The sequence below is a fragment of the Streptomyces sp. NPDC002209 genome (assembly GCF_042890265.1).
GTDB lineage: Bacteria > Actinomycetota > Actinomycetes > Streptomycetales > Streptomycetaceae > Streptomyces.
Genome location: NZ_JBIARX010000018.1, coordinates 53,038 through 71,941, shown reverse-complemented (window position 1 = coordinate 71,941; position 18,904 = coordinate 53,038). Strand labels below are relative to the sequence as shown.

The 18,904-nt window shown below is 72.7% G+C and carries 15 protein-coding genes and 1 other RNA gene; 2 read left to right on the top strand and 14 right to left on the bottom strand.

All coding sequences use genetic code 11. From position 1 onward, the window contains the following. Positions 1 to 510: 510 nt before the first annotated feature. From ACFYXK_RS27675 to ACFYXK_RS27665, 3 genes are all read right to left on the bottom strand, one after another. Positions 511 to 2,163, bottom strand: a complete 1,653-nt coding sequence (locus tag ACFYXK_RS27675) for a beta-N-acetylhexosaminidase (protein ID WP_389413564.1) — start codon at positions 2,161 to 2,163, stop codon at positions 511 to 513. 381 nt (positions 2,164 to 2,544) lie between these two features. Next, positions 2,545 to 2,829, bottom strand: coding sequence for a DUF3039 domain-containing protein (locus ACFYXK_RS27670; protein WP_030010729.1), 285 nt, complete (start codon positions 2,827 to 2,829; stop codon positions 2,545 to 2,547). Between the two features lie 29 nt (positions 2,830 to 2,858). Then, positions 2,859 to 3,419 carry a YqgE/AlgH family protein gene (locus ACFYXK_RS27665; protein ID WP_389413563.1) on the bottom strand — a complete coding sequence of 187 codons (561 nt, stop codon included), beginning with the start codon at positions 3,417 to 3,419 and terminating at the stop codon, positions 2,859 to 2,861. A 288-nt stretch (positions 3,420 to 3,707) separates the two neighbouring features. Between ACFYXK_RS27665 and murA the strand changes: the two genes are divergently transcribed. Beyond that, positions 3,708 to 5,054, top strand: a complete 1,347-nt coding sequence (gene murA, locus ACFYXK_RS27660; protein ID WP_383519604.1) for a UDP-N-acetylglucosamine 1-carboxyvinyltransferase — start codon at positions 3,708 to 3,710, stop codon at positions 5,052 to 5,054. A 209-nt stretch (positions 5,055 to 5,263) separates the two neighbouring features. Here murA and ACFYXK_RS27655 read toward each other — a convergent pair whose 3' ends face one another. The 8 genes from ACFYXK_RS27655 to ACFYXK_RS27620 form a co-directional block, all read right to left on the bottom strand. Then, positions 5,264 to 5,545 (bottom strand): HU family DNA-binding protein, encoded by a 282-nt coding sequence (locus ACFYXK_RS27655; RefSeq protein WP_030161324.1) that lies wholly within the window; start codon positions 5,543 to 5,545, stop codon positions 5,264 to 5,266. Positions 5,546 to 5,938: 393 nt separating this feature from the next. Next, on the bottom strand, positions 5,939 to 7,342 hold the full coding sequence (locus ACFYXK_RS27650) for an NAD-dependent malic enzyme (RefSeq protein WP_383519607.1): 1,404 nt from the start codon (positions 7,340 to 7,342) through the stop codon (positions 5,939 to 5,941). 444 nt (positions 7,343 to 7,786) lie between these two features. After that, positions 7,787 to 10,093: a HelD family protein gene (locus ACFYXK_RS27645; protein WP_389413562.1), complete on the bottom strand. Its 2,307-nt coding sequence runs from the start codon at positions 10,091 to 10,093 to the stop codon at positions 7,787 to 7,789. Between the two features lie 104 nt (positions 10,094 to 10,197). Beyond that, positions 10,198 to 10,767 carry a CGNR zinc finger domain-containing protein gene (locus ACFYXK_RS27640; RefSeq protein ID WP_389413561.1) on the bottom strand — a complete coding sequence of 190 codons (570 nt, stop codon included), beginning with the start codon at positions 10,765 to 10,767 and terminating at the stop codon, positions 10,198 to 10,200. A 115-nt stretch (positions 10,768 to 10,882) separates the two neighbouring features. Then, entirely contained in the window at positions 10,883 to 11,407 is a 525-nt protein-coding gene (locus tag ACFYXK_RS27635) for a GNAT family N-acetyltransferase (protein ID WP_389413611.1), read from the bottom strand. Positions 11,408 to 11,484: 77 nt separating this feature from the next. Then, entirely contained in the window at positions 11,485 to 12,642 is a 1,158-nt protein-coding gene (locus tag ACFYXK_RS27630) for a uroporphyrinogen-III synthase (protein WP_389413560.1), read from the bottom strand. A gap of 126 nt (positions 12,643 to 12,768) precedes the next feature. Continuing rightward, positions 12,769 to 14,139 carry a nitrate/nitrite transporter gene (locus tag ACFYXK_RS27625; RefSeq protein WP_389413559.1) on the bottom strand — a complete coding sequence of 457 codons (1,371 nt, stop codon included), beginning with the start codon at positions 14,137 to 14,139 and terminating at the stop codon, positions 12,769 to 12,771. A 97-nt stretch (positions 14,140 to 14,236) separates the two neighbouring features. Next, a complete protein-coding gene (locus ACFYXK_RS27620) occupies positions 14,237 to 15,208 on the bottom strand; it encodes a LysR family transcriptional regulator (RefSeq protein WP_383519620.1) in 972 nt (323 codons plus the stop codon). Between the two features lie 84 nt (positions 15,209 to 15,292). On the opposite strand from ACFYXK_RS27620, the gene ACFYXK_RS27615 reads away from it, so the two are divergent. Beyond that, positions 15,293 to 16,588, top strand: coding sequence for an MFS transporter (locus ACFYXK_RS27615; RefSeq protein WP_389413558.1), 1,296 nt, complete (start codon positions 15,293 to 15,295; stop codon positions 16,586 to 16,588). Positions 16,589 to 16,689: 101 nt separating this feature from the next. Here the strand turns inward: ACFYXK_RS27615 and ssrA are convergent. The 3 genes from ssrA to ACFYXK_RS27600 form a co-directional block, all read right to left on the bottom strand. Continuing rightward, positions 16,690 to 17,078, bottom strand: a transfer-messenger RNA (tmRNA) gene (gene ssrA / locus ACFYXK_RS27610). 82 nt (positions 17,079 to 17,160) lie between these two features. Beyond that, entirely contained in the window at positions 17,161 to 17,646 is a 486-nt protein-coding gene (smpB, locus tag ACFYXK_RS27605; RefSeq protein ID WP_030161337.1) for an SsrA-binding protein SmpB, read from the bottom strand. 18 nt (positions 17,647 to 17,664) lie between these two features. Further along, the gene (locus tag ACFYXK_RS27600; protein ID WP_389413557.1) at positions 17,665 to 18,876 is read right to left on the bottom strand and encodes a S41 family peptidase; all 1,212 of its coding nucleotides are present in this window, start codon (positions 18,874 to 18,876) and stop codon (positions 17,665 to 17,667) included. Positions 18,877 to 18,904 lie beyond the last annotated feature (28 nt).

Genomic DNA, 18,904 nt, shown 5'->3' with positions numbered 1-18,904 from the left:
CCGGTCCCGGCGCTCACGCCTGTCCGCCGTACGGTACGTGCTCACCGCCGGGACGTGGCAACTCTGGCACATCTTCCCCACCACCCGGCGCGAGGGTCCGGCGGGCGCCCCCTGAAGCTTCCGGCCGTCCGGTTTGCCCCGTATCCACTGAATCAACCGAATCGGCAATATTCGCCTAATGCACCGAAATCGAGCAAGAGTTCCCGACAACCCCCAAGGATGAAGGACGTCCCGTAAGCCTCCGGAGTTCCGCAGAAGTCCCAAGGATTCCGAACAGTGCCGAACCGTCCGGAAGGCCGCGCGAGGCCGCACGCCGACCGCCCGCCGACCGCCCGCAGCCGCACGAGCGCCGCACGCACACCCCGCGAGGTCCGGCGAGGCCGCGCAGGCCCCCGCGAGGCCCCCGGGAGGGCCGCGCAAGGGGCGTGCGAGGGCACGGGAGGTGCGCGCAAGGGCACGCGAGGGCGTGGACGGGTTCCGGCCACCGGCCGCCGCCCGTCCCCACCCGCGTCACACGTTCGGGGGCTCCCCTTCGATCGGACGCCCGAGCACCCCGGGCCGCCGCTGCCACGGCAACGGCCCGCCCGGCGGCCGGTAGTCCACGCCCAGCGCGTCCAGGCGCCGGTAGTGCCCGCCCATCCGGGCCTCGAAGCCCGCGTAGTCCCGCTCCCCCGGCTCCGGCAGCCGCGACCACACCACCTCCGCGAAGGCCGCCAGCCGCGGGAACACCTGGTAGTCGACCCTGCCCTGGTTCTCCATCACCTCGGTCCACACGTTGGCCTGCGCGCCCAGCACGTGGGACGCGGCCTGCGGCGACAGCTTCGGCGGCACCGGCTCGAAGCGGTACACGTCCTCCAGCGAGCGCACGTACCCGATCGGCATCGGCTCGTCCGGACCGCCCGCCTGACGGTGGTCCAGGTACACCTGCTGCTCCGGGCACATCACCACGTCGTGCCCGGCCTCCGCGGCGGCGATCCCGCCCGCGTACCCGCGCCACGAGGACACCGCGGCCCCCGGCGCGAGCCCGCCCTCCAGGATCTCGTCCCATCCGATCAGCCTCCGCCCGCGCTGCGCGAGCCAGCCGTCGAAGTGGCGGATGAACCAGGACTGCAGCCCGTCCTCGCCGTCCACCCCCAACTCCCGGATCCGCTCCTGCGCGACCGCCGATGCGCGCCACTGCGCCTTGGGGCACTCGTCGCCGCCCACGTGCACGAACGGCGAGACGTCCGCCGGGAACAGCTCCAGCAGCTCCTCGAACACACCCTCGTAGAAGCGCAGTACGGCCTCGGTCGGCGCGAGGACGTTCTCGTTGATCCCCCAGTCGTCCCACACCTCCAGCGCGGCGGTGTCCACGACGTCGGTGTTGCCCAGTTCCGGGTACGCGGCGATCGCGGCCTGCGAATGCCCCGGCACGTCGATCTCCGGGACCACCCGGACGTGCCGCTCGGCGGCGTACGCGACGATCTCGCGGATGTCGTCCTGCGTGTAGAAGCCGCCGTGCGGGGTCTCGTTCCACAGCGGCGAGGCCCGGTGCCCCCAGCGGCTGCGCGGCCGCCAGGCGCCGACCCCGGTGAGCCTCGGGTGGCGCTTGATCTCGACCCGCCAGCCCTGGTCGTCCGTCAGGTGCAGGTGCAGCACGTTGAGCTTGTGCGCGGCGAGCAGGTCGATGTACCGCAGCACGCCGTCCTTCGGCATGAAGTGCCGGGCCACGTCGAGCATCATCCCGCGCCAGCCGAACCGGGGCCCGTCCCGGACGTCTCCGACCGGCAGCCGCCGGCCGCGGCCCGGTGCCGTGGGCGCGCGCCGGTAGGCCTCGGGCCCGAGCAGCTGACGCAGCGTCTGCGCGGCGTAGAAGAGGCCCGCCGGGTCGGCGCCTTCGAGCAGCACCCGCCGCTGCGTGACGTGCAGCTCGTACGACTCCGCACCGGCGCTGCGCGCGAGCTCGGGGCGCAGGACCAGCCGGATGACCGCGCGCTCGCCGTACGTCTCCCCCTGCGCCGGCGCGGGCAGCTCCCAGCCGGTGGCTGCGCCGAGCTCCCGGCGCAGCCAGCGGGCGGTGCCCTCGGCGCCGGGGCCGGCGTCGAGCAGCGGATCGTCCAGCACGCACGTGCCGGCGTCGCGGTCGAATCGCGCGTACCGCGGCTCCGGAATCAACTCGGGCATGGCCTCGGCCCCTCCACCGTCCGGGCGTTGCGGGATGCGCAACGCACGTTTCGCATGACGCGCCTGGCGCCCGCGCTGCGGCAGACCCTATGCGGTCTCGGGGAAGTGGGGTGCGTTTCCGCGTCGTCCGGTGCGGTGCCTCGGCGTGACCGCATGGCCCTCCCCCCGGGCACGGCAAAGGCCCCCGCACGCGCACCAGCGCATCCAGGGGCCTTGGTCCTGCCTTGGTCCTGCCTCGGTCCTGCCGGAGTCCCGGGGAAGTCCTGCCGGGAACGGGCCGGCGGTCCGGGCCGGCCGGTGCGGACCGGGCGTCCGGACCGCCGGGCTGCCGGGCTGCCGGGCTGCCGGGCTGCCGGGCTGCCGGGCTGCCGGGCTGCCGGACTACTTGTCCTTGCCGCCCTTGTCCTTGTCCCCGCCGGGGCCCATCGACTCGTAGATCTCCTTGCACATGGGGCAGACCGGGTACTTCTTCGGGTCCCGGCCCGGCACCCAGACCTTGCCGCAGAGCGCGACGACGGGGGTCCCGTCGAGGGCGCTCGCCATGATCTTGTCCTTCTGGACGTAGTGGGCGAAGCGCTCGTGGTCGCCGTCGCCGTGGGACACCTGCGGCGTCGGCTCTACGAGGGTCCCCGTACCAGTCCCGCGCTCGGGCTCAAGAGTGCTCATAAAAGCCAGGGTACCGACCCCCGCGCGGGTCAGTTGAGCGACGGGTCGTCCGGATAGGTGGCGATCATCGCGAGCTCGCTGCGCTGGCGGCGCAGCACCGCGCGCCACAGCCTTTCCGGGTCCGGGAAGGACACGTCCCCGGGCTCCGACTCCACCACGTACCAGGCGCCGTCGCCGAGCTCGACCTCCAGCTGGCCCGGGCCCCAGCCCGAGTAGCCGGCGAAGATCCGCAGCGAGCCCAGGGCCGCGGCCAGCAGCTCCGGCGGGGCCTCCAGGTCGACCAGGCCGATCGCCCCGTACACGCGGCGCCATCCGAGTGGCCCCTCCTCGCCCGGGATGACCGCCACGCCGAGGGCCGAGTCCAGGCCCACCGGGCCGCCCTGGAAGACGACCCCCGGATCGCCGGCCAGCGTCGCCCAGGGCAGCAGGATGTCGCCGACGCCCACGGGGGTGGGCCGGTTGAGGACCACGCCGAGCGAGCCCTGCTCGTCGTGGTCGAGCAGGAGCACCACCGCGCGGTCGAAGTTCGGATCCGCGAGGGCGGGGGTGGCCACGAGCAGCCGCCCTGTGAGGGAGGACACCTCGGTCATGCCGACATGATCTCGCACATTCGCCCTTCAGGGGGAGCGGGCGGAGGGATCGGATCGCACGCAGCTCAGGGCGCACGGCAGCAGGAAGGAGCGCGCGGGGCCGTCACGGGCGGAATGCGACACTCCGCCATGGGGTGGCCACTGAGGGTGTTGTGGCTAATTCATGACAGTCCTACGGCCGCGTCGACCTTACGAACAAGGGGGTCGTGCCCCTTACCCTTTTCCCTGGCCCCCTGCCCACCCTCCTCTGGCTTCGCCGGGGGAGCCCCTCTCCGGAACGCGAGATTCATGACCGGCACAGACAGAGACGACGTACTACTTGTCCATGGCGGTACCCCGCTCGAGGGCGAGATCCGTGTCCGCGGTGCGAAGAACCTCGTGCCCAAGGCCATGGTCGCCGCTCTGCTCGGCAGCGAACCCAGCCGGCTCCGCAACGTTCCCGACATCCGCGACGTCCGGGTCGTGCGCGGGCTGCTCCAGCTGCACGGGGTGACCGTGCGCCCCGGCGAGGAGCCGGGCGAGCTGGTGCTCGACCCGACGCACGTCGAGAGCGCGAACGTTGCGGACATCGACGCGCACGCGGGCTCGTCGCGCATCCCGATCCTGTTCTGCGGTCCGCTGCTGCACCGCCTCGGCCACGCGTTCATCCCGGGCCTCGGCGGCTGCGACATCGGCGGCCGGCCGATCGACTTCCACTTCGACGTGCTCCGCCAGTTCGGCGCGACCATCGAGAAGCGCGAGGGCGGCCAGTACCTGGAGGCCCCGCAGCGCCTCCGCGGCTGCAAGATCCGCCTGCCCTACCCCTCGGTCGGCTCGACCGAACAGGTGCTGCTGACGGCCGTCCTGGCCGAGGGCGTCACCGAGCTCAGCAACGCCGCGGTGGAACCGGAGATCGAGGACCTCATCTGCGTCCTGCAGAAGATGGGCGCCATCATCTCCATGGACACCGACCGGACCATCCGGATCACCGGTGTGGACCGTCTCGGCGGCTACAACCACAAGGCGCTCCCGGACCGTCTGGAGGCCGCGTCCTGGGCTTCCGCGGCGCTCGCGACCGGCGGCAACATCTACGTGCGCGGCGCGCAGCAGCGCTCGATGATGACCTTCCTGAACACGTACCGCCGCGTCGGCGGCGCGTTCGAGATCGACGACGAGGGCATCCGCTTCTGGCACCCGGGCGGCCCGCTCAACGCGATCGCGCTCGAGACGGACGTGCACCCCGGCTTCCAGACCGACTGGCAGCAGCCGCTGGTGGTGGCCCTGACCCAGGCCGCGGGCCTCTCGATCGTCCACGAGACGGTCTACGAGTCCCGGCTCGGATTCACCTCGGCCCTCAACCAGATGGGTGCACACATCCAGCTGTACCGGGAGTGCCTGGGCGGCAGCGCCTGCCGCTTCGGCCAGCGCAACTTCCTGCACTCCGCGGTCGTCTCCGGCCCGACGAAGCTGCAGGGCGCCGACCTGGTCATCCCCGACCTTCGCGGCGGGTTCTCGTACCTGATCGCGGCGCTGGCGGCCGAGGGCACCTCGCGGGTCCACGGCATCGACCTCATCAACCGCGGCTACGAGAACTTCATGGAGAAGCTCGTGGAGCTGGGAGCCAAGGTCGAGCTGCCGGGCGGCGACCTCGTCTGAGGCGCCCACCGAGGCGTGTTCGAGGCGGGCGCCCCCGAGTCGGGCGCCCGCACCCCGCACCGCCGGCCCCGACAAGGGGCCCGCCAAGGCCCTGCAAGGGCCCTTGGACAGGCCGAAGGGCGGCCACCCAGCCGGGTGGCCGCCCTTCGGCGTTCTCTGCGTACTGCTGCCGTCCCGAGGGCCTGCGCGGCCCTCGGCACAAGGGCGGACTACTTGCCCTTGGCGGCTTCCTTGAGCTTGGAGCCCGCGGAGACCTTCACGCTGAAGCCGGCCGGGATCTGGATGGGGTCGCCGGTCTGCGGGTTGCGCGCGGTGCGAGCGGCACGGTGGGTGCGCTCGAAGGTCAGGAAGCCGGGGATGGTGACCTTCTCGTCGCCCTTGGCGACAATCTCGCCGACGGTCTCGGCGAGCGCGGCCAGAACGGCGTCGGCGTCCTTGCGGGTCACCTCGGCGCGCTCGGACAGAGCGGCCACCAGCTCACTGCGGTTCATGTTGTACTCCCGTGTTCAACTTGCCTTAGAGGCGTGAGATCGAAGCCGATGCTGCCAGGGCCCTCGGACAGTCCCCGGACCCGGGTCTGAACGTCAGACCCTCTCGCCCGGTTACGCATCCTGCCCCCACCAGCGGCGGGAAAGCCAATCCGGCACCCGCCAGGGTCACACGAAAAGCGCCACAGTCACGCCGCGGTGACGCTCCGTCCGCACTCGGTGGATGCGGACCGCGGACCTCGCGGGCATCCCCGCAACCCTAGAGGCGGCCCGGCGGGCCCGCATCTCGCGACGCGCCGGGATCGGCAAGCCGTGAGGGCCGTCACAGCGGCCCTCGCACGCCTTGCCGGATCCCTTCGGACCCCGTACCGCGACCCGCGTCGACCGGACCCCGCGTCAGATCGCCGAGGCGGCCTTGCGGACGGCTCCGGCGACCGCGCCGGCCACCTTGTCGTTGAAGACCGACGGGATGATGTAGTTCGCGTTCAGCTCGTCCTCGCCGACGACGTCCGCCAGCGCGCTCGCCGCGGCCAGCATCATGTCCGTGTTCACCGTGCGGGACTGGGCGTCCAGCAGGCCGCGGAAGACACCCGGGAAGACCAGCACGTTGTTGATCTGGTTCGGGAAGTCGGAGCGGCCGGTGGCCACGACGGCGGCGGTCTGGCGGGCGACGGCCGGGTCCACCTCGGGGTCCGGGTTCGCGAGCGCGAACACGATCGCACCCTCCGCCATGGCGGCCACGTCCTCGCCGGACAGCACGTTGGGGGCCGAGACGCCGACGAACACGTCCGCGCCGACCACGGCCTCCTTCAGAGTGCCCGTGTAACCCTCGGGGTTGGTGTTGTCGGCGATCCAGCGCAGCGGGGAGTCGGCGTCCGCGTCGACCAGGTCGGGGCGGTCCGCGTGCACGACACCGTGGATGTCGGCGCTGACGACGTTCTTGACGCCGGCCGCCAGGAGCAGCTTGAGGATGGCCGTACCGGCCGCGCCGGCGCCGGACATGACGACCTTGACGTCGCCAACTGCCTTGCCCACCACGCGAAGTGCGTTGGTGAGGGCGGCGAGGACCACGATGGCGGTGCCGTGCTGGTCGTCGTGGAAGACGGGGATGTCGAGGGCCTCGCGCAGCCGGGCCTCGATCTCGAAGCAGCGCGGCGCGGAGATGTCCTCGAGGTTGATGCCGGCGAAGCCCGGGGCGATGGCCTTGACGATCGCGACGATCTCGTCGGCGTCCTGGGTGTCGAGGCAGATCGGCCAGGCGTCGATGCCGGCGAAGCGCTTGAAGAGGGCCGCCTTGCCCTCCATGACGGGCAGCGCGGCCATCGGGCCGATGTTGCCGAGACCCAGGACGGCGGAGCCGTCGGTCACGACTGCGACGGAGTTGCGCTTGATGGTGAGGCGGCGCGCGTCCTCGGGGTTCTCGGCGATGGCCATGCACACGCGGGCCACGCCCGGGGTGTAGATCATCGAGAGGTCGTCACGGTTGCGGATGGGGTGCTTGGACGACATCTCGATCTTGCCGCCGAGGTGCATCAGGAAGGTTCGGTCGGAGACCTTGCCGAGGCTGACGCCCTCGATCCCCCGGAGCTTGCCGACGATCTCGTCGGCGTGTGCGGTGGAGGTCGCGGCGATGGTGACGTCGATGCGGAGCTTCTCGTGACCGGAGGCGGTCACGTCGAGGCCGGTGACCGACCCACCGGAAGACTCCACGGCGGTGGTGAGCTGGGAGACCGCGGTTCCGCTCGCGGGCACTTCCAGGCGGACCGTCATCGAGTACGAGACGCTGGGCGCCGTTGCCATGGCCGTGTTCCTCTGTTCTGTCCCTGGTTCTTCTGTACACACAGGGTCCCGCTGCACGCCGGGTGCGGCAGGACCTGTTGTCCGATCGTCCCACCTACCAGCCGGTACAAGGTAACCAGCTACAAATTTCGGAAAGACATTTCCACCATACGAGATAGACGGGGGTGCGGGGAAGCGTAGCCGCGTACGAAAAAGGTCCGCGCCCCTCGGTGACCGAGGAGCGCGGACCTGTATGAACGTCTATGACACCGACCCGCCATGCTCGCCTCGCGGCAAGTGGTCGCTCTAAGCGACGAAGGTTGGGCCCGGGGGCTTGGATCGAGCCGGTGCCGTACCCAGGCTAACAAAGGATCGCCGGAAGCGATCCCCCTCCAGGGGCTTGACCTCGCCCCACCACGCCGTTGGCTGCGAGCCATCCGGCCGTACGGGGCGAGTTCGGCGCAACTACGGCCTCAGCAGCGCCGGGACGCCCGCCCCGTCGGGCTCGTCACGGCCCGTCGAGACCACCGTCAGCTGCTGCGTCGCGCGGGTCAGGGCCACGTACAGGACGCGCAGGCCCGCCGGGGACTCGTCCCCGATCTCCGCCGGGGAGACGACCACCGTGGCGTCGTACTCCAGGCCCTTCGCCTCGAGGCTGCCGAGCGCCACCGCCCGCTCCCCCAGGTCCGCCAGCCAGCCCGCGGCCTCCGCGCGCCGGTCCATGGCCACGACCACGCCGACCGTGCCGTCCACCTGCTCCAGCAGCCGCCGGGTCTCCTCCCGGACCGCCGCGCCCAGATCTGCCCCGGCAGCCGTGAAGCGGGGCTCCAGGCCCGTGGAGCGGACCGCGGTCGGCGGCTCCATGCCCGGCATGGCCAGCCGCAGCACCCGGGCCGCGACCTCCGCGACCTCCGCCGGGTTGCGGTAGTTCACCGTCAGGGTGAACCGGCGTCGGGGCCGGGACCCCAGGGCCTCGTCCCGCGCCGCGGCCGCCTCGTCCGGGTCCGTCCACGAGGACTGCGCCGGGTCGCCGACCACCGTCCACGTGCCGTGCCGGCCGCGGCGGCCCACCATCCGCCACTGCATCGGCGTCAGGTCCTGCGCCTCGTCCACGATCACGTGCGCGTACTCGGTGCGCTCCGCCGCGATCCGCTCCGCCCGCTCCCACTGGGTCTCCTCGCGGGTCGGCATCAGCTCCTCCAGCCCGCTGAGCTGGTCCAGCGGGTCCATCTGCCGCTTGCGCTTGGGCCGGGCCGGCGCGCCGAGCAGCAGCTGGAGCTCGTCCAGCAGCGCCACGTCGTGCACCGACAGCGGGCCCTTGCCGTCCGGGCCCACCCGGCGCAGCGAGCGCGCCAGCTGACGGGTCTCGCGCGGGTTCAGGACCCGCCGCGACCAGCGCCCGAGCCGGCGCTCGTCGGCCATCGCGGCCAGCACCCCGCGCGGGGTCAGCTCGGGCCACCAGGCGTTCAGGAAGTCGATGAACGCGTCCTCGGTGGAGATGTCCTCGTCGAACGCGGAGCGCAGCTCGGCGGCCAGCTCCGGATCGCTGTGCCGGCCGGCCCCGCCGGAGCGCGCGTACAGGGCGTCGAGGAGCAGCTTGCGGGCGCGCGGGCGCAGCAGGTTCACCGGCGCGGTGCCGCTGAGCACGTTCTGCCGGATCCGGTTCAGGTCGTCGGCCTCCAGCTCCTGGCGCCGCCCGAAGGCGACGACCCGCAGCCGCTCCGGGGCGTTGCCGAGCTCCAGCGCGCCCCGCACGGCCTTGTGGAGCACCTTGCGCATCCGGGAGGAGCCCTTGATCCGGGCCACGGCCGGTTCGTCGTACGTGGTCGCCTCGGCGCCGTCGACCAGCGAGCCGAGCGCCCGGATGGCGACTTGGCCCTCCTCGCCGAGGGAGGGCAGCACGCCCTCGGTGTACGCGACGAGCAGCGGGGTCGGCGAGACGATCAGGATGCCGCCGGAGTAGCGGCGCCGGTCCTGGTAGAGCAGGTAGGCGGCGCGGTGCAGGGCGACGGCGGTCTTGCCGGTGCCCGGCCCGCCCGCGACCTCGGCGACCGAGGCGGCGGGGGCCCGGATCACCATGTCCTGCTCGGCCTGGATGGAGGAGACGATGTCCCGCATCGAGTGCGTACGGGCCCGCCCGAGCGCGGCCATCAGGGCGCCGTCGCCGATGGCGGGCAGCTCCCGGCCGTCGAGGAACGCGGTGATCTCCGGGCGCATCAGGTCGTCCTCGACGCCGAGCACCTTGCGGCCCTTGGAGCGGATGACGCGGCGCCGCACGACCCGGCCGGGGTCCTTGGGCGTGGACCGGTAGAACGGCGCGGCGGCGGGCGCGCGCCAGTCGATGACCAGCGGCGCGTAGTCGGCGTCGAGCACGCCGATGCGTCCGATGTGGAGCGTCTCGGCGATGTCGGCCGTGAGGTCCTCGCGGATCGCGTCGTCGGCCGGCTGGACGGAGGTGTACGCCCCGTCCGGGCCGCGTTCCCCGTCCTTGCCGAGGACCAGGTCGATCCGGCCGAAGAGGAAGTCCTCGAACTCGTTGTTCAGCCGGTTCAGGTGGATGCCTGCCCGGAAGACCTGTGCGTCGCGCTCGGCGAGCGCGCCGGGCGTGCCGACCTGACCGCGCTTGGCCGCGTCGTTCATCAGGAACTCGGCCTCGTCGATCTTCTCCTCGAGGCGGCGGTACACCTGGTCCAGATGCGTCTGCTCGACCGCGATCTCCCGATCGCGGACGGAATCCGCCGTGCTGTCGACAGCGGCATTCTGCGCGGCCACCAAGGCCCCCTTCTGACGTGCATGGGCGACCGTCAACCGTACGCGAATCCGCACCCGGTCCGCACGCCCGTTCCGATGACCGGGCGAAGATCACTTCCCGGCGGCTACCCGGGGCGTGCCGCGAGCACCCTGCGGCGGTGCCGGGCGACCCGCTCGCGGTTGCCGCACAGCTCGCTGGAACACCAGCGCCGCCGGTGCCCGCGCGAAGTGTCCAGGTAGACGCGGGTGCAGCCGTCCCCCTCGCAGGACCGCAGCAGGGCCCGCTCGCCCGGGTCGGTGAGCAGTTCCACCGCGTCCCGGGCGACGGCGGCGAGCAGCGCACCGCACTCCACCCCGCCGCACAACTCCCGTACGAGGTGACCCTCTTGGTCCTGTACGGCACACAGTCCCGGGGGTGGACCGGCGGCCAGCGCGTTGACCCGGGCCAGTGCGCCCTCGTCGGGGCCGGCCCCGGCGAGCTCGGCCCGTACGAGGCTCCCCACGTCGCAGCGCAGCGCCCGGAAGGCATCCACCCAGTCGGGACCCACCCGCGCGATCGGCGTCCGGTCGGGCACGAGCCCGGCCCCGGCGAGCCACAGCCGCAGCTCGTCGCCGTCCTGGATCTGCTCGGCGCCCGCGGGGGCGGCGAGGGTGGCCACCAGGTCCAGGCAGACCCGCCCGGAGTCGAACCACATGCCCGTCACCGCCTCTTGCGCCGGACACCCTCTGGGGGCGTGCCTCTCAGAGTGCCGCGCGCCGCTTCGATGCGGAACCCCCCGTACGGGGGCCAGGGAGTCGCCGAGCCGCCCGCTAGAGGGGCGGGTCGTCGTGCAGGAGGCGCTGGAAGAGGCGGTGGTCGCGCCAGGCGCCGCCGATGTGCAGGTAGCGGGGTGCGAGCCCGTACTGCTCGAACCCGGCCTTGGCCAGGACGCGCTGCGAGGCCAGGTTGTCGACCAGGGTCCCGGCCTCGACGCGGTGCAGCCCGAGCTCGTCGCGGGCGATCCGGCAGATCTCCTCCAGGGCCGCGGTGGCCAGCCCCCTGCCGGTCCAGGCCCGGTCGACCCAGTAGCCGACGCCGCCGCTGCGGAAGGGCCCGAGGGAGATGCTGCCGAGGTTGATCGTCCCGACGGGCGCGCCGGTGCCGGCCTCGACGAGCACGTACGGTGCGAGGCGCCCGCCGTCGCGCTCGGCGAGCAGCGCCTCGATGCGGGCGATCTGGCCCTCCTCGGTGAAGAACACCTCGGACCGCCACGGCTCGAAGGGCGCCATGTACGCCCGGTTCCGCGTCAGCACGTCGGCCAGCCCCCCGGCATCCCCGACCTCGACGCCCCTCATCTCCACCCCGTCAATGATCACCGGAACAAACTAACGAACCCCACCCGGCAATCCCAGCCCCCGCCGCCCGGTCCCGTTCAGCCGGCGGAGTCCGTGTGGCACTCCCCCGCGTCCAGCGCCAGCCGGTACCCCCTCTTGACCACCGTCTGGATGAGGTTCGGCACGCCCAGCGCCCCCCGCAGCCGCGCCATCGCCGTCTCCACGGCATGCTCGTCGCGCCCCGCCCCCGGCAGCACCCGCAGCAGCTCCGGCCGCGCCACCACCCACCCCGGCCTGCGCGCCAGCGCCCGCAGCAGGGCCATCCCCGCCGGCGGCACCGGCCGCAGCTCCGCGTCCACGAGCACCGCGTGCCCCCGGATCTCCACGCGGTGTCCGGCCACCGGCAGCACCCGGGCCCGCCCCGGCAGCTCCTGGCACAGCAGTTGCACGAGCGGGCCCAGCCGGAACCGCTCCGGCTGCACGGTGTCCACCCCGCGCGCCTGCAGCGGCAGCGCCGTCACCGGCCCCACGCACGCCGACAGCACGTCGCCCCGCAGCCCCGCGAGCACCGCGTCCGCCAGCCCCCGCTGCTCCGCCCGGGACAGCAGCGAGGCGGCCGCCGGAGCCGAGGTGAAGCTGACCGCGTCGACCCCGCCGCAGGCCACCGCGTCCAGCAGCCGGTCCAGCGGTCCGAGGTCCTCCGGGGCCATCCACCGGTACACCGGGACCACGACCACGTCGGCCCCGCCGGCCCGCAGCGCCTCGACGAACCCGGGCAGCGGTTCCCCGTGCAGCTGGAGCGCGATGCGCCGCCCGGCGACCCCGGCGGTGAGCATCCGGTCGAGCACCTCGGCGAGGGACTCCGACTCCGGGGACCAGGTCTCCACCAGCCCGGCGGCCCGGACGGCGCCCTTCACCTTCGGTCCGCGCGCCAGCAGTTCGGCGGCCCGCAGCCGCACGAGCAGCTCCTCGCCGATGCCCCACCCGTCGGCGGCCTCGATCCATCCGCGGAATCCGATCGCGGTGGTGGCGACCACCGTGTCCGGCGCGCAGTCGATCAGCTCCTTGGTGGCGGCGAGCAGTTCGCTGTCGTCGGCCAGCGGCACGATCCGCAGCGCCGGGGCGTGCAGGACGGTGGCGCCTCTGCGGCGCAGCAGGGCGATCAGCTCGTCCGCCCGCCGGGCTGCGGTGACTCCCACGGTGAATCCCGCCAGCGGGCCCGCCGTCGGGGCGGTGCCGGTGTGCGTGTCGTCCATGGTGACCTGCCTTGCCCAGTGGGTCGGTATCACATCGCGCGATCAGCTGTCGCGTGAACGGAACCGAGCCTGTCAAGTCGGCGTGTCAGGCTCGGTTCCGTCGTATTTCGTGCCCGTAAACCGCCGTTACACCGAGGTGAGCTGCGGCTTCGCCTCGGCGCCGGCCGCCGGGAGCGCCGCGGGGGCGGGTCGGCGAAGGTATACCGCCCATGTCACCGCGCAGCAGGCCGCGTAGAAGCCGAGGAAGGTGACGAAGGCGGCCGTCCCGGACCCGGAGCTCGAGAAGGCCTCCCGGAACACCAGGTTGATGCCGAGTCCGCCGAGTGCGCCCACCGCGCCGATGAGCCCCATGGAGGCCCCCGACAGCCGGCGCCCGTAGGCGGCCGCGGCCTCGGCGTCCATGCCCCGCGCCAGCCCCTTGGCCTGGAAGATGCCGGGGATCATCTTGTACGTGGAGCCGTTCCCCAGCCCGCTGAGCACGAACAGCGCCACGAATCCGACGAGGAAGACGGACAGCGACTTCTGGCCGGAGGCGTAGACGACGACCCCGGTCGCGGCGGCCATCGCCACGAAGGTCGCGAGGGTGATCCGAGCGCCGCCGAACCGGTCCGCGAGGGCGCCGCCGACGGGCCGGATCAGCGAGCCGAGCAGCGGCCCGATGAAGGTGAGCGAGGCGGCCTGCAGCGGGGTGCGGCCGAACTGCGTCTGGAGCACGAGCCCGAAGGCGAAGCTGTAGCCGATGAAGGACCCGAAGGTGCCGATGTAGAGGAAGGCCATGATCCAGGTGTGGGCGTCCCGGGCCGCCTCGCGGACGGCGCCCGCGTCATTGCGCACGGGAGCCAGGTTGTCCATGCGCAGCAGGGCCAGCGCGGCCGCGGCGACGATCAGCGGCAGGTAGACCGCGAGCAGCAGCCTCGGGTGTCCGGCTCCGGCAGTGCCGATGACCAGCAGGGCGACGAGCTGCACCACGGGCACGCCGATGTTGCCGCCGCCCGCGTTCAGGCCGAGCGCCCAGCCCTTCTTGCGCAGCGGGAAGAAGGCGTTGATGTTGGTCATGGAGGAGGCGAAGTTCCCGCCGCCCACGCCCGTCAGTGCGGCCACCGCCAGGAAGGTGCCGTACGAGGTCCCGGGCTCCATGACGACCAGTGCGGCCACCGTCGGCGCGAGCAGCAGCAGGGCGCTGACGACCGTCCAGTTCCGGCCGCCGAACCGGGCGACGGCGAAGGTGTACGGCACCCGTACGAGCGCGCCCACGAAGGTCGCGGTCGCGATGAGGAAGAACTTCCCGGCCGGGTCGATCCCGTAGGCGGGGCCCATGAAGAGCACCATGACCGACCACAGGGACCAGATGGAGAACCCGATGTGCTCGGAGAGCACGGAGTAGAGCAGGTTCCGGCGGGCGATGCGCTCCCCGGACTCCTTCCAGAACGTCTCGTCCTCGGGTTCCCACCGCTCGATCCAGCGGCCCCCCTTGCGCGGTGCGGTCGTACTGGTCATCACACGCCTCCACAGCTGTCGCGTCCGTGGTGACGACCGTAGGAACGGCGCGTTTCGGCCCCGGTCCCCGCCGGATGACCGGTGGGAAACCTTGCACTCACCCGCCGCCCGGGGCGCCTGTGAGCGCGGCGGGGCGCCAGCCGGCCGGGGGCACGTCCAGCCAGCCGCGCTCGGCGGCGATCCCGGCCGCGGCCCGGTGCAGCGCGTCGAGCCCGGGGTGGCCGAAGCCCTTGCGCCAGACCATCGACAGCGGGGACAGCGGCAGCGGCTCGACCAGCGGCCGTTTCACGCACCCGGGCAGGTCGAGGAAGTCCACGGTGACCAGCACCGGATTGCGGGTCTTGGCCATGACCCGGCGGAATTCCTCCTTCCCCATCGCCACGGGTGCGGGCGGCGCCAGGGCGATGCCGCGCCCGGCGAACAGCTCGCGGGCGAGCCCGGTCCACTCCAGGGTCCGCGGATTTCCGGCCCCCGCGTACACGGTCTCCCCGGCCAGCGCATCGAGCGGTACCTCGGCCAGCGCGGCCAGCGGATGCCCGTCGGGCAGCAGCACCGCGAGCGGCTCGTACCGTACGGGCCGGTGCGCGAGGCGGGCCCGCAGCGCCGGGTCCAGCCCGTGGGCGTACCCGAAGGACACGTCGAGGCGCCCGGCGGCGACCTCGGCGGCGGCGTACGTGAGCCCGCTCTCGAAGCGGGCCATCAGCTCGCAGTCCGGGGCGAGTTCGCGGGCCCGCTCGAGCACGGTACGGGCGGTGCTCGGCCCGTCGGTGTTCAGATCCACGAGCAGCGGCCGGGGGCCTGCGCAGGCGAAGGCGGCGCCGAGCGCCTCGTGCGCGGCGAGCACCCGCCGGGCCAGCGGCAGCAGCCGCTCCCCGTCGGCGGTCAGCTCGACGGCGCGGGTCGTCCGTACGAACAGCCCTGCGCCCAGGGCGGCTTCGAGCCGCCGTACGTCCCGGCTGAGCGCCTGCTGGGCGACGTACAGGCGGGCGGCGGCGCGGGTGAAGTGCAGCTCCTCGGCCACGGCGACGAACCCGCGCAGCAGCCGGGGTTCCACATCACGGGGATTCACCCGAGGAGACTAACAACGGAAGCCGGTGAATGGCCCCGGAACAGGTGTTGGACGCCCGGGCACCCCGCGCCCGAGCCTTGGACCATGCCGCAGACCACCGCCCCGCTGATGACCGTGACCGGCTCGACCCTCGTGATCGCCCCCGCCCCGCACCGGCCTGCGGCCCGCACGCCGGGCCCGTACGGCAGGCTCTTCTCGTATCCCGGGACCCGCGCCTTCACCGCCGGGAACCTCATCGCCCGCCTCCCCATGGGCATGTTCGGCATCAGCGCGGTCATGATGATCGCCGGCCAGCGCGGCTCGTACGCCCTCGCCGGCGCGGTCACCGCCACCGGGCTGGCCGCCACCGCACTGGTCGCGCCGTGGACCGCGCGCCTGGTGGACCGGTACGGGCAGGCCCGGATCGCCGTCCCGGCGACGCTGATCGCGGTGCTCGGCTCGGTGGCGCTGATCCTCTGCGTCCGTGCGCAGGCCCCCGCCTGGACCCTGTTCGCCTCGTACGCCGCCACCGCCACCACCCCCAACATCGGCGGCATGTCCCGGGCCCGCTGGACCCACCTGCTGCGCGACTCCCCCGCCGCGCACCACACGGCGATGTCCTTCGAGCAGGCCGCGGACGAGCTCTGCTTCATGCTCGGCCCGGTGGTGGCGGCGTTCCTGTGCTCGGCCGTCTTCCCGGAGGCGGGCACCCTCGCGGCGGCCGTCCTCCTGCTCACCGGCATGCTGCTGTTCACGTCCCAACGGGCCACGCAGCCCCCGGTGTCGACCCCCGGCCGAGGCGCCTCCCCGCTCCGCGCGGTACGCCCCCTCCTGGCGCTCTTCCTCCCCCTGGGGCTGCTCTTCGGCTCGATGGAGGTCACCTCGATCGCCCACCTCGACGCCCGCGGGCTGGGCGCCGCCACCGGCCTGGTCCTGGGCCTCCAGGCGGCGGGCTCCTGCGCGGCCGGGCTGCTCTACGGAGCCTTCCGCCCGCGCAGCCTGCGGACCTGCCTGATCACCCTGTCCGCCGCGATGGCCCTCCCCTGGGCGGCGGCCGCCACGGGCTCGCTCCCGCTGCTGGCCGGCGCCCTGCTCCTGGCGGGCATGGCCACGGCTCCGACGATGGTCACGGCGATGTCCCGCATCCACGCCCTCGCCCCCGAGGGCCGCCTCAACGAGTCGATGACCCTGGCGGTCACGGCCATCTTCGCGGGCATCTCCCTGGGCTCGGCCGCGGCGGGCACCCTGGTCGACCACCTGGGCCCCACCACCCCGTACGCCCTCCCGGCCGCGGCGGCCGTCCTGGCCCTCCTCATCTGCCAGACGGTGCTGTCCGGCTCCGGTCTCGCCGCACCGACGAGGAACACCGCCTCGTGTACCGGGCGGACGGAAAAGGAGTGAAGGTGCTCAAGGCGCGCTATCGCCACTGACGCCGCGGACGCTTCGGGCATGACGAAGGCCCCGCAGCCTGACCGGCTGCGGGGCCTTCGCCCACATGGGATGAGTGGAGATGGCGGGAATCGAACCCGCGTCCAACGGTGCAGAAGCAGGGCTTCTCCGAGCGCAGTCCGCTGCGCTTTTCTCGGCCCCGGAGATCACACGGACAAGTCTCCGACGGGCTCAGCCACTGTTTGGTTTCCCTCCAACCCCCGTGACCGGGGCTAGAGGTTTAGATCCCTAATTGACGCCAGGATCCGGACCGGGACCACTTCCGGGCTGACGCTCCTCACAGAGGCTTCAGCTCACTGTTATTAGGCAGCGAGGGTGAAGCGGGAGTTATCGCTCTTGGAGTTGGCGATTATTTTTTGCGACATGTGGTTAGCGAGATCATTGCCGCTTCCTCGGCTCGCTTCCCCTGCATCGACATCCGCTGTCGAAACCGATCATCCCCATGTTGATTTTTCAAGATGCTCCACCCCGGGGGGCGGTGCTGACGCCATGGTACGCGAAGTGGACCACGGGATGCCAGGAGATTACAGCTGGCCGCGCTCCTTGCGCTTCACGGCCGAGATCACCCGGTTCGTCTCGCGCGTGTCCTGCTTCTCGCGCAGGGCCTGGCGCTTGTCGTACTCCTTCTTGCCCTTCGCCAGCGCGATCTCGACCTTCGCCCGGCCGTCCTTGAAGTACAGCGAGAGCGGCACGATCGTGTTGCCCGTCTCGCCGGTCTTCGAGTCCAGCTTGTCGATCTCCTCGCGGTGCAGGAGGAGCTTGCGCTTGCGGCGGGCGCTGTGGTTGGTCCAGGTGCCCTGGCTGTACTCCGGCACGTGCACGTTGTAGAGCCAGGCCTCGCCGCTCTCCACCGACACGAAGCCGTCCACCAGCGAGGCACGGCCCTGGCGCAGGGACTTGACCTCGGTACCCGTGAGCACGAGGCCGCACTCGTAGGTGTCGATGATCGTGTAGTCGTGCCGCGCCTTCTTGTTCTGGGCGATCAGCTTGCGCCCTTTTTCCTTAGCCATAGTGCGGTCATTTTCGCACTACGGACCCACCCCCAGGCCACCCAATACCGTGCGCGCCCGTTCCTCGGCGCCGTCGGGTGCCGCGAGGTCCGGGGTGATGCCGTCGCCGTCGAGGCTGCGGCCCGCCGGGGTGCGGTACGTGCCGACCGTCAGCTCCGCCACCGAGCCGTCCGGGAGCTGCGTCGGCATCTGCACCGAGCCCTTGCCGAAGGTCCTCGTCCCCACCGCCACCGCGCGGCCGCGGTCCTGGAGGGCGCCCGTCACCAGCTCCGCCGCGCTCATCGTGCCGCCGTCGACCAGCGCCACCAGGGGTCTCGCGGTGTCCCCGCCCGGGCTCGCGTACAGGGCGCGCTGGGTTCCCCGTACGTCGTACGTGGCCACCAGCCCGCCGTCCAGGAAGGCGGAGGCGGCCGTCACGGCCTCGGTGACCAGGCCTCCCGGGTTGCCGCGCAGGTCGAGCAGGAACCCGGCGCCGGCCGGGGCCGCGCGGACGGCGGCCCGGACCTGTTCGCCCGAGCCGCGGGTGAAGGAGGCGACCTTGATGACGGTGATCCCGCCGGGGAGCTCCCGTACGGTCACGGGCTCGGCGCGCAGCTGCTCGCGGCGCAGGGTCTCGGTGCGGTCGGCGCCGTCCCGGGTGAGGTGCAGGACGACGGGGGTGCCGGCCTCGCCGCGCAGCAGGGCGACCACGTCGCAGATGCGCAGGCCGGTGACGGCGTTGCCGTCGATGCTCAGCAGCCGGTCCCCGGCGCGCAGCCCGGCCCGGGCGGCGGGGCTGCCGGGCTGGACCTTGTCGACGTCGATGCGGCCGTCCTGGCGGCGCTCGGTCCAGAGCCCGACGCCGGTCCAGCGGCCGTCGAGGTCGTCGGTGAAGGCGGCGTACTCGCCCTGGTCGTAGACCATGCCCCAGCGGTCGCCGCTGCGGCTGACCACCTCCTGGGCGGCCTTCTTGCCGGACTTGCCCTCGGCGGCGGCCTCGGCGGCGGCGCGGGCCACGGCCTCGCGGTCGGCGGTGCCGCCCTCCCGGGGCGCCTCGGACGCGGCCGCGGGGGTCTGCGCACCGGTGGCCGTTAACCCGCCGCCACCGGCCCCCACGGCGTCGGCGCGGTCCCAGCAGCCGGTGCCCGCCGCGGCGCCGACGGCCGCGATGAAGGCCAACGTCAAAACGGCCCCGCGACGCAGGTCGCGGGGCCGGAGACAGAAGGGGGGAATACTCGGCAAGCCCAGCATGGCGCCGAGTCTAGGACAAGCCCCGTGG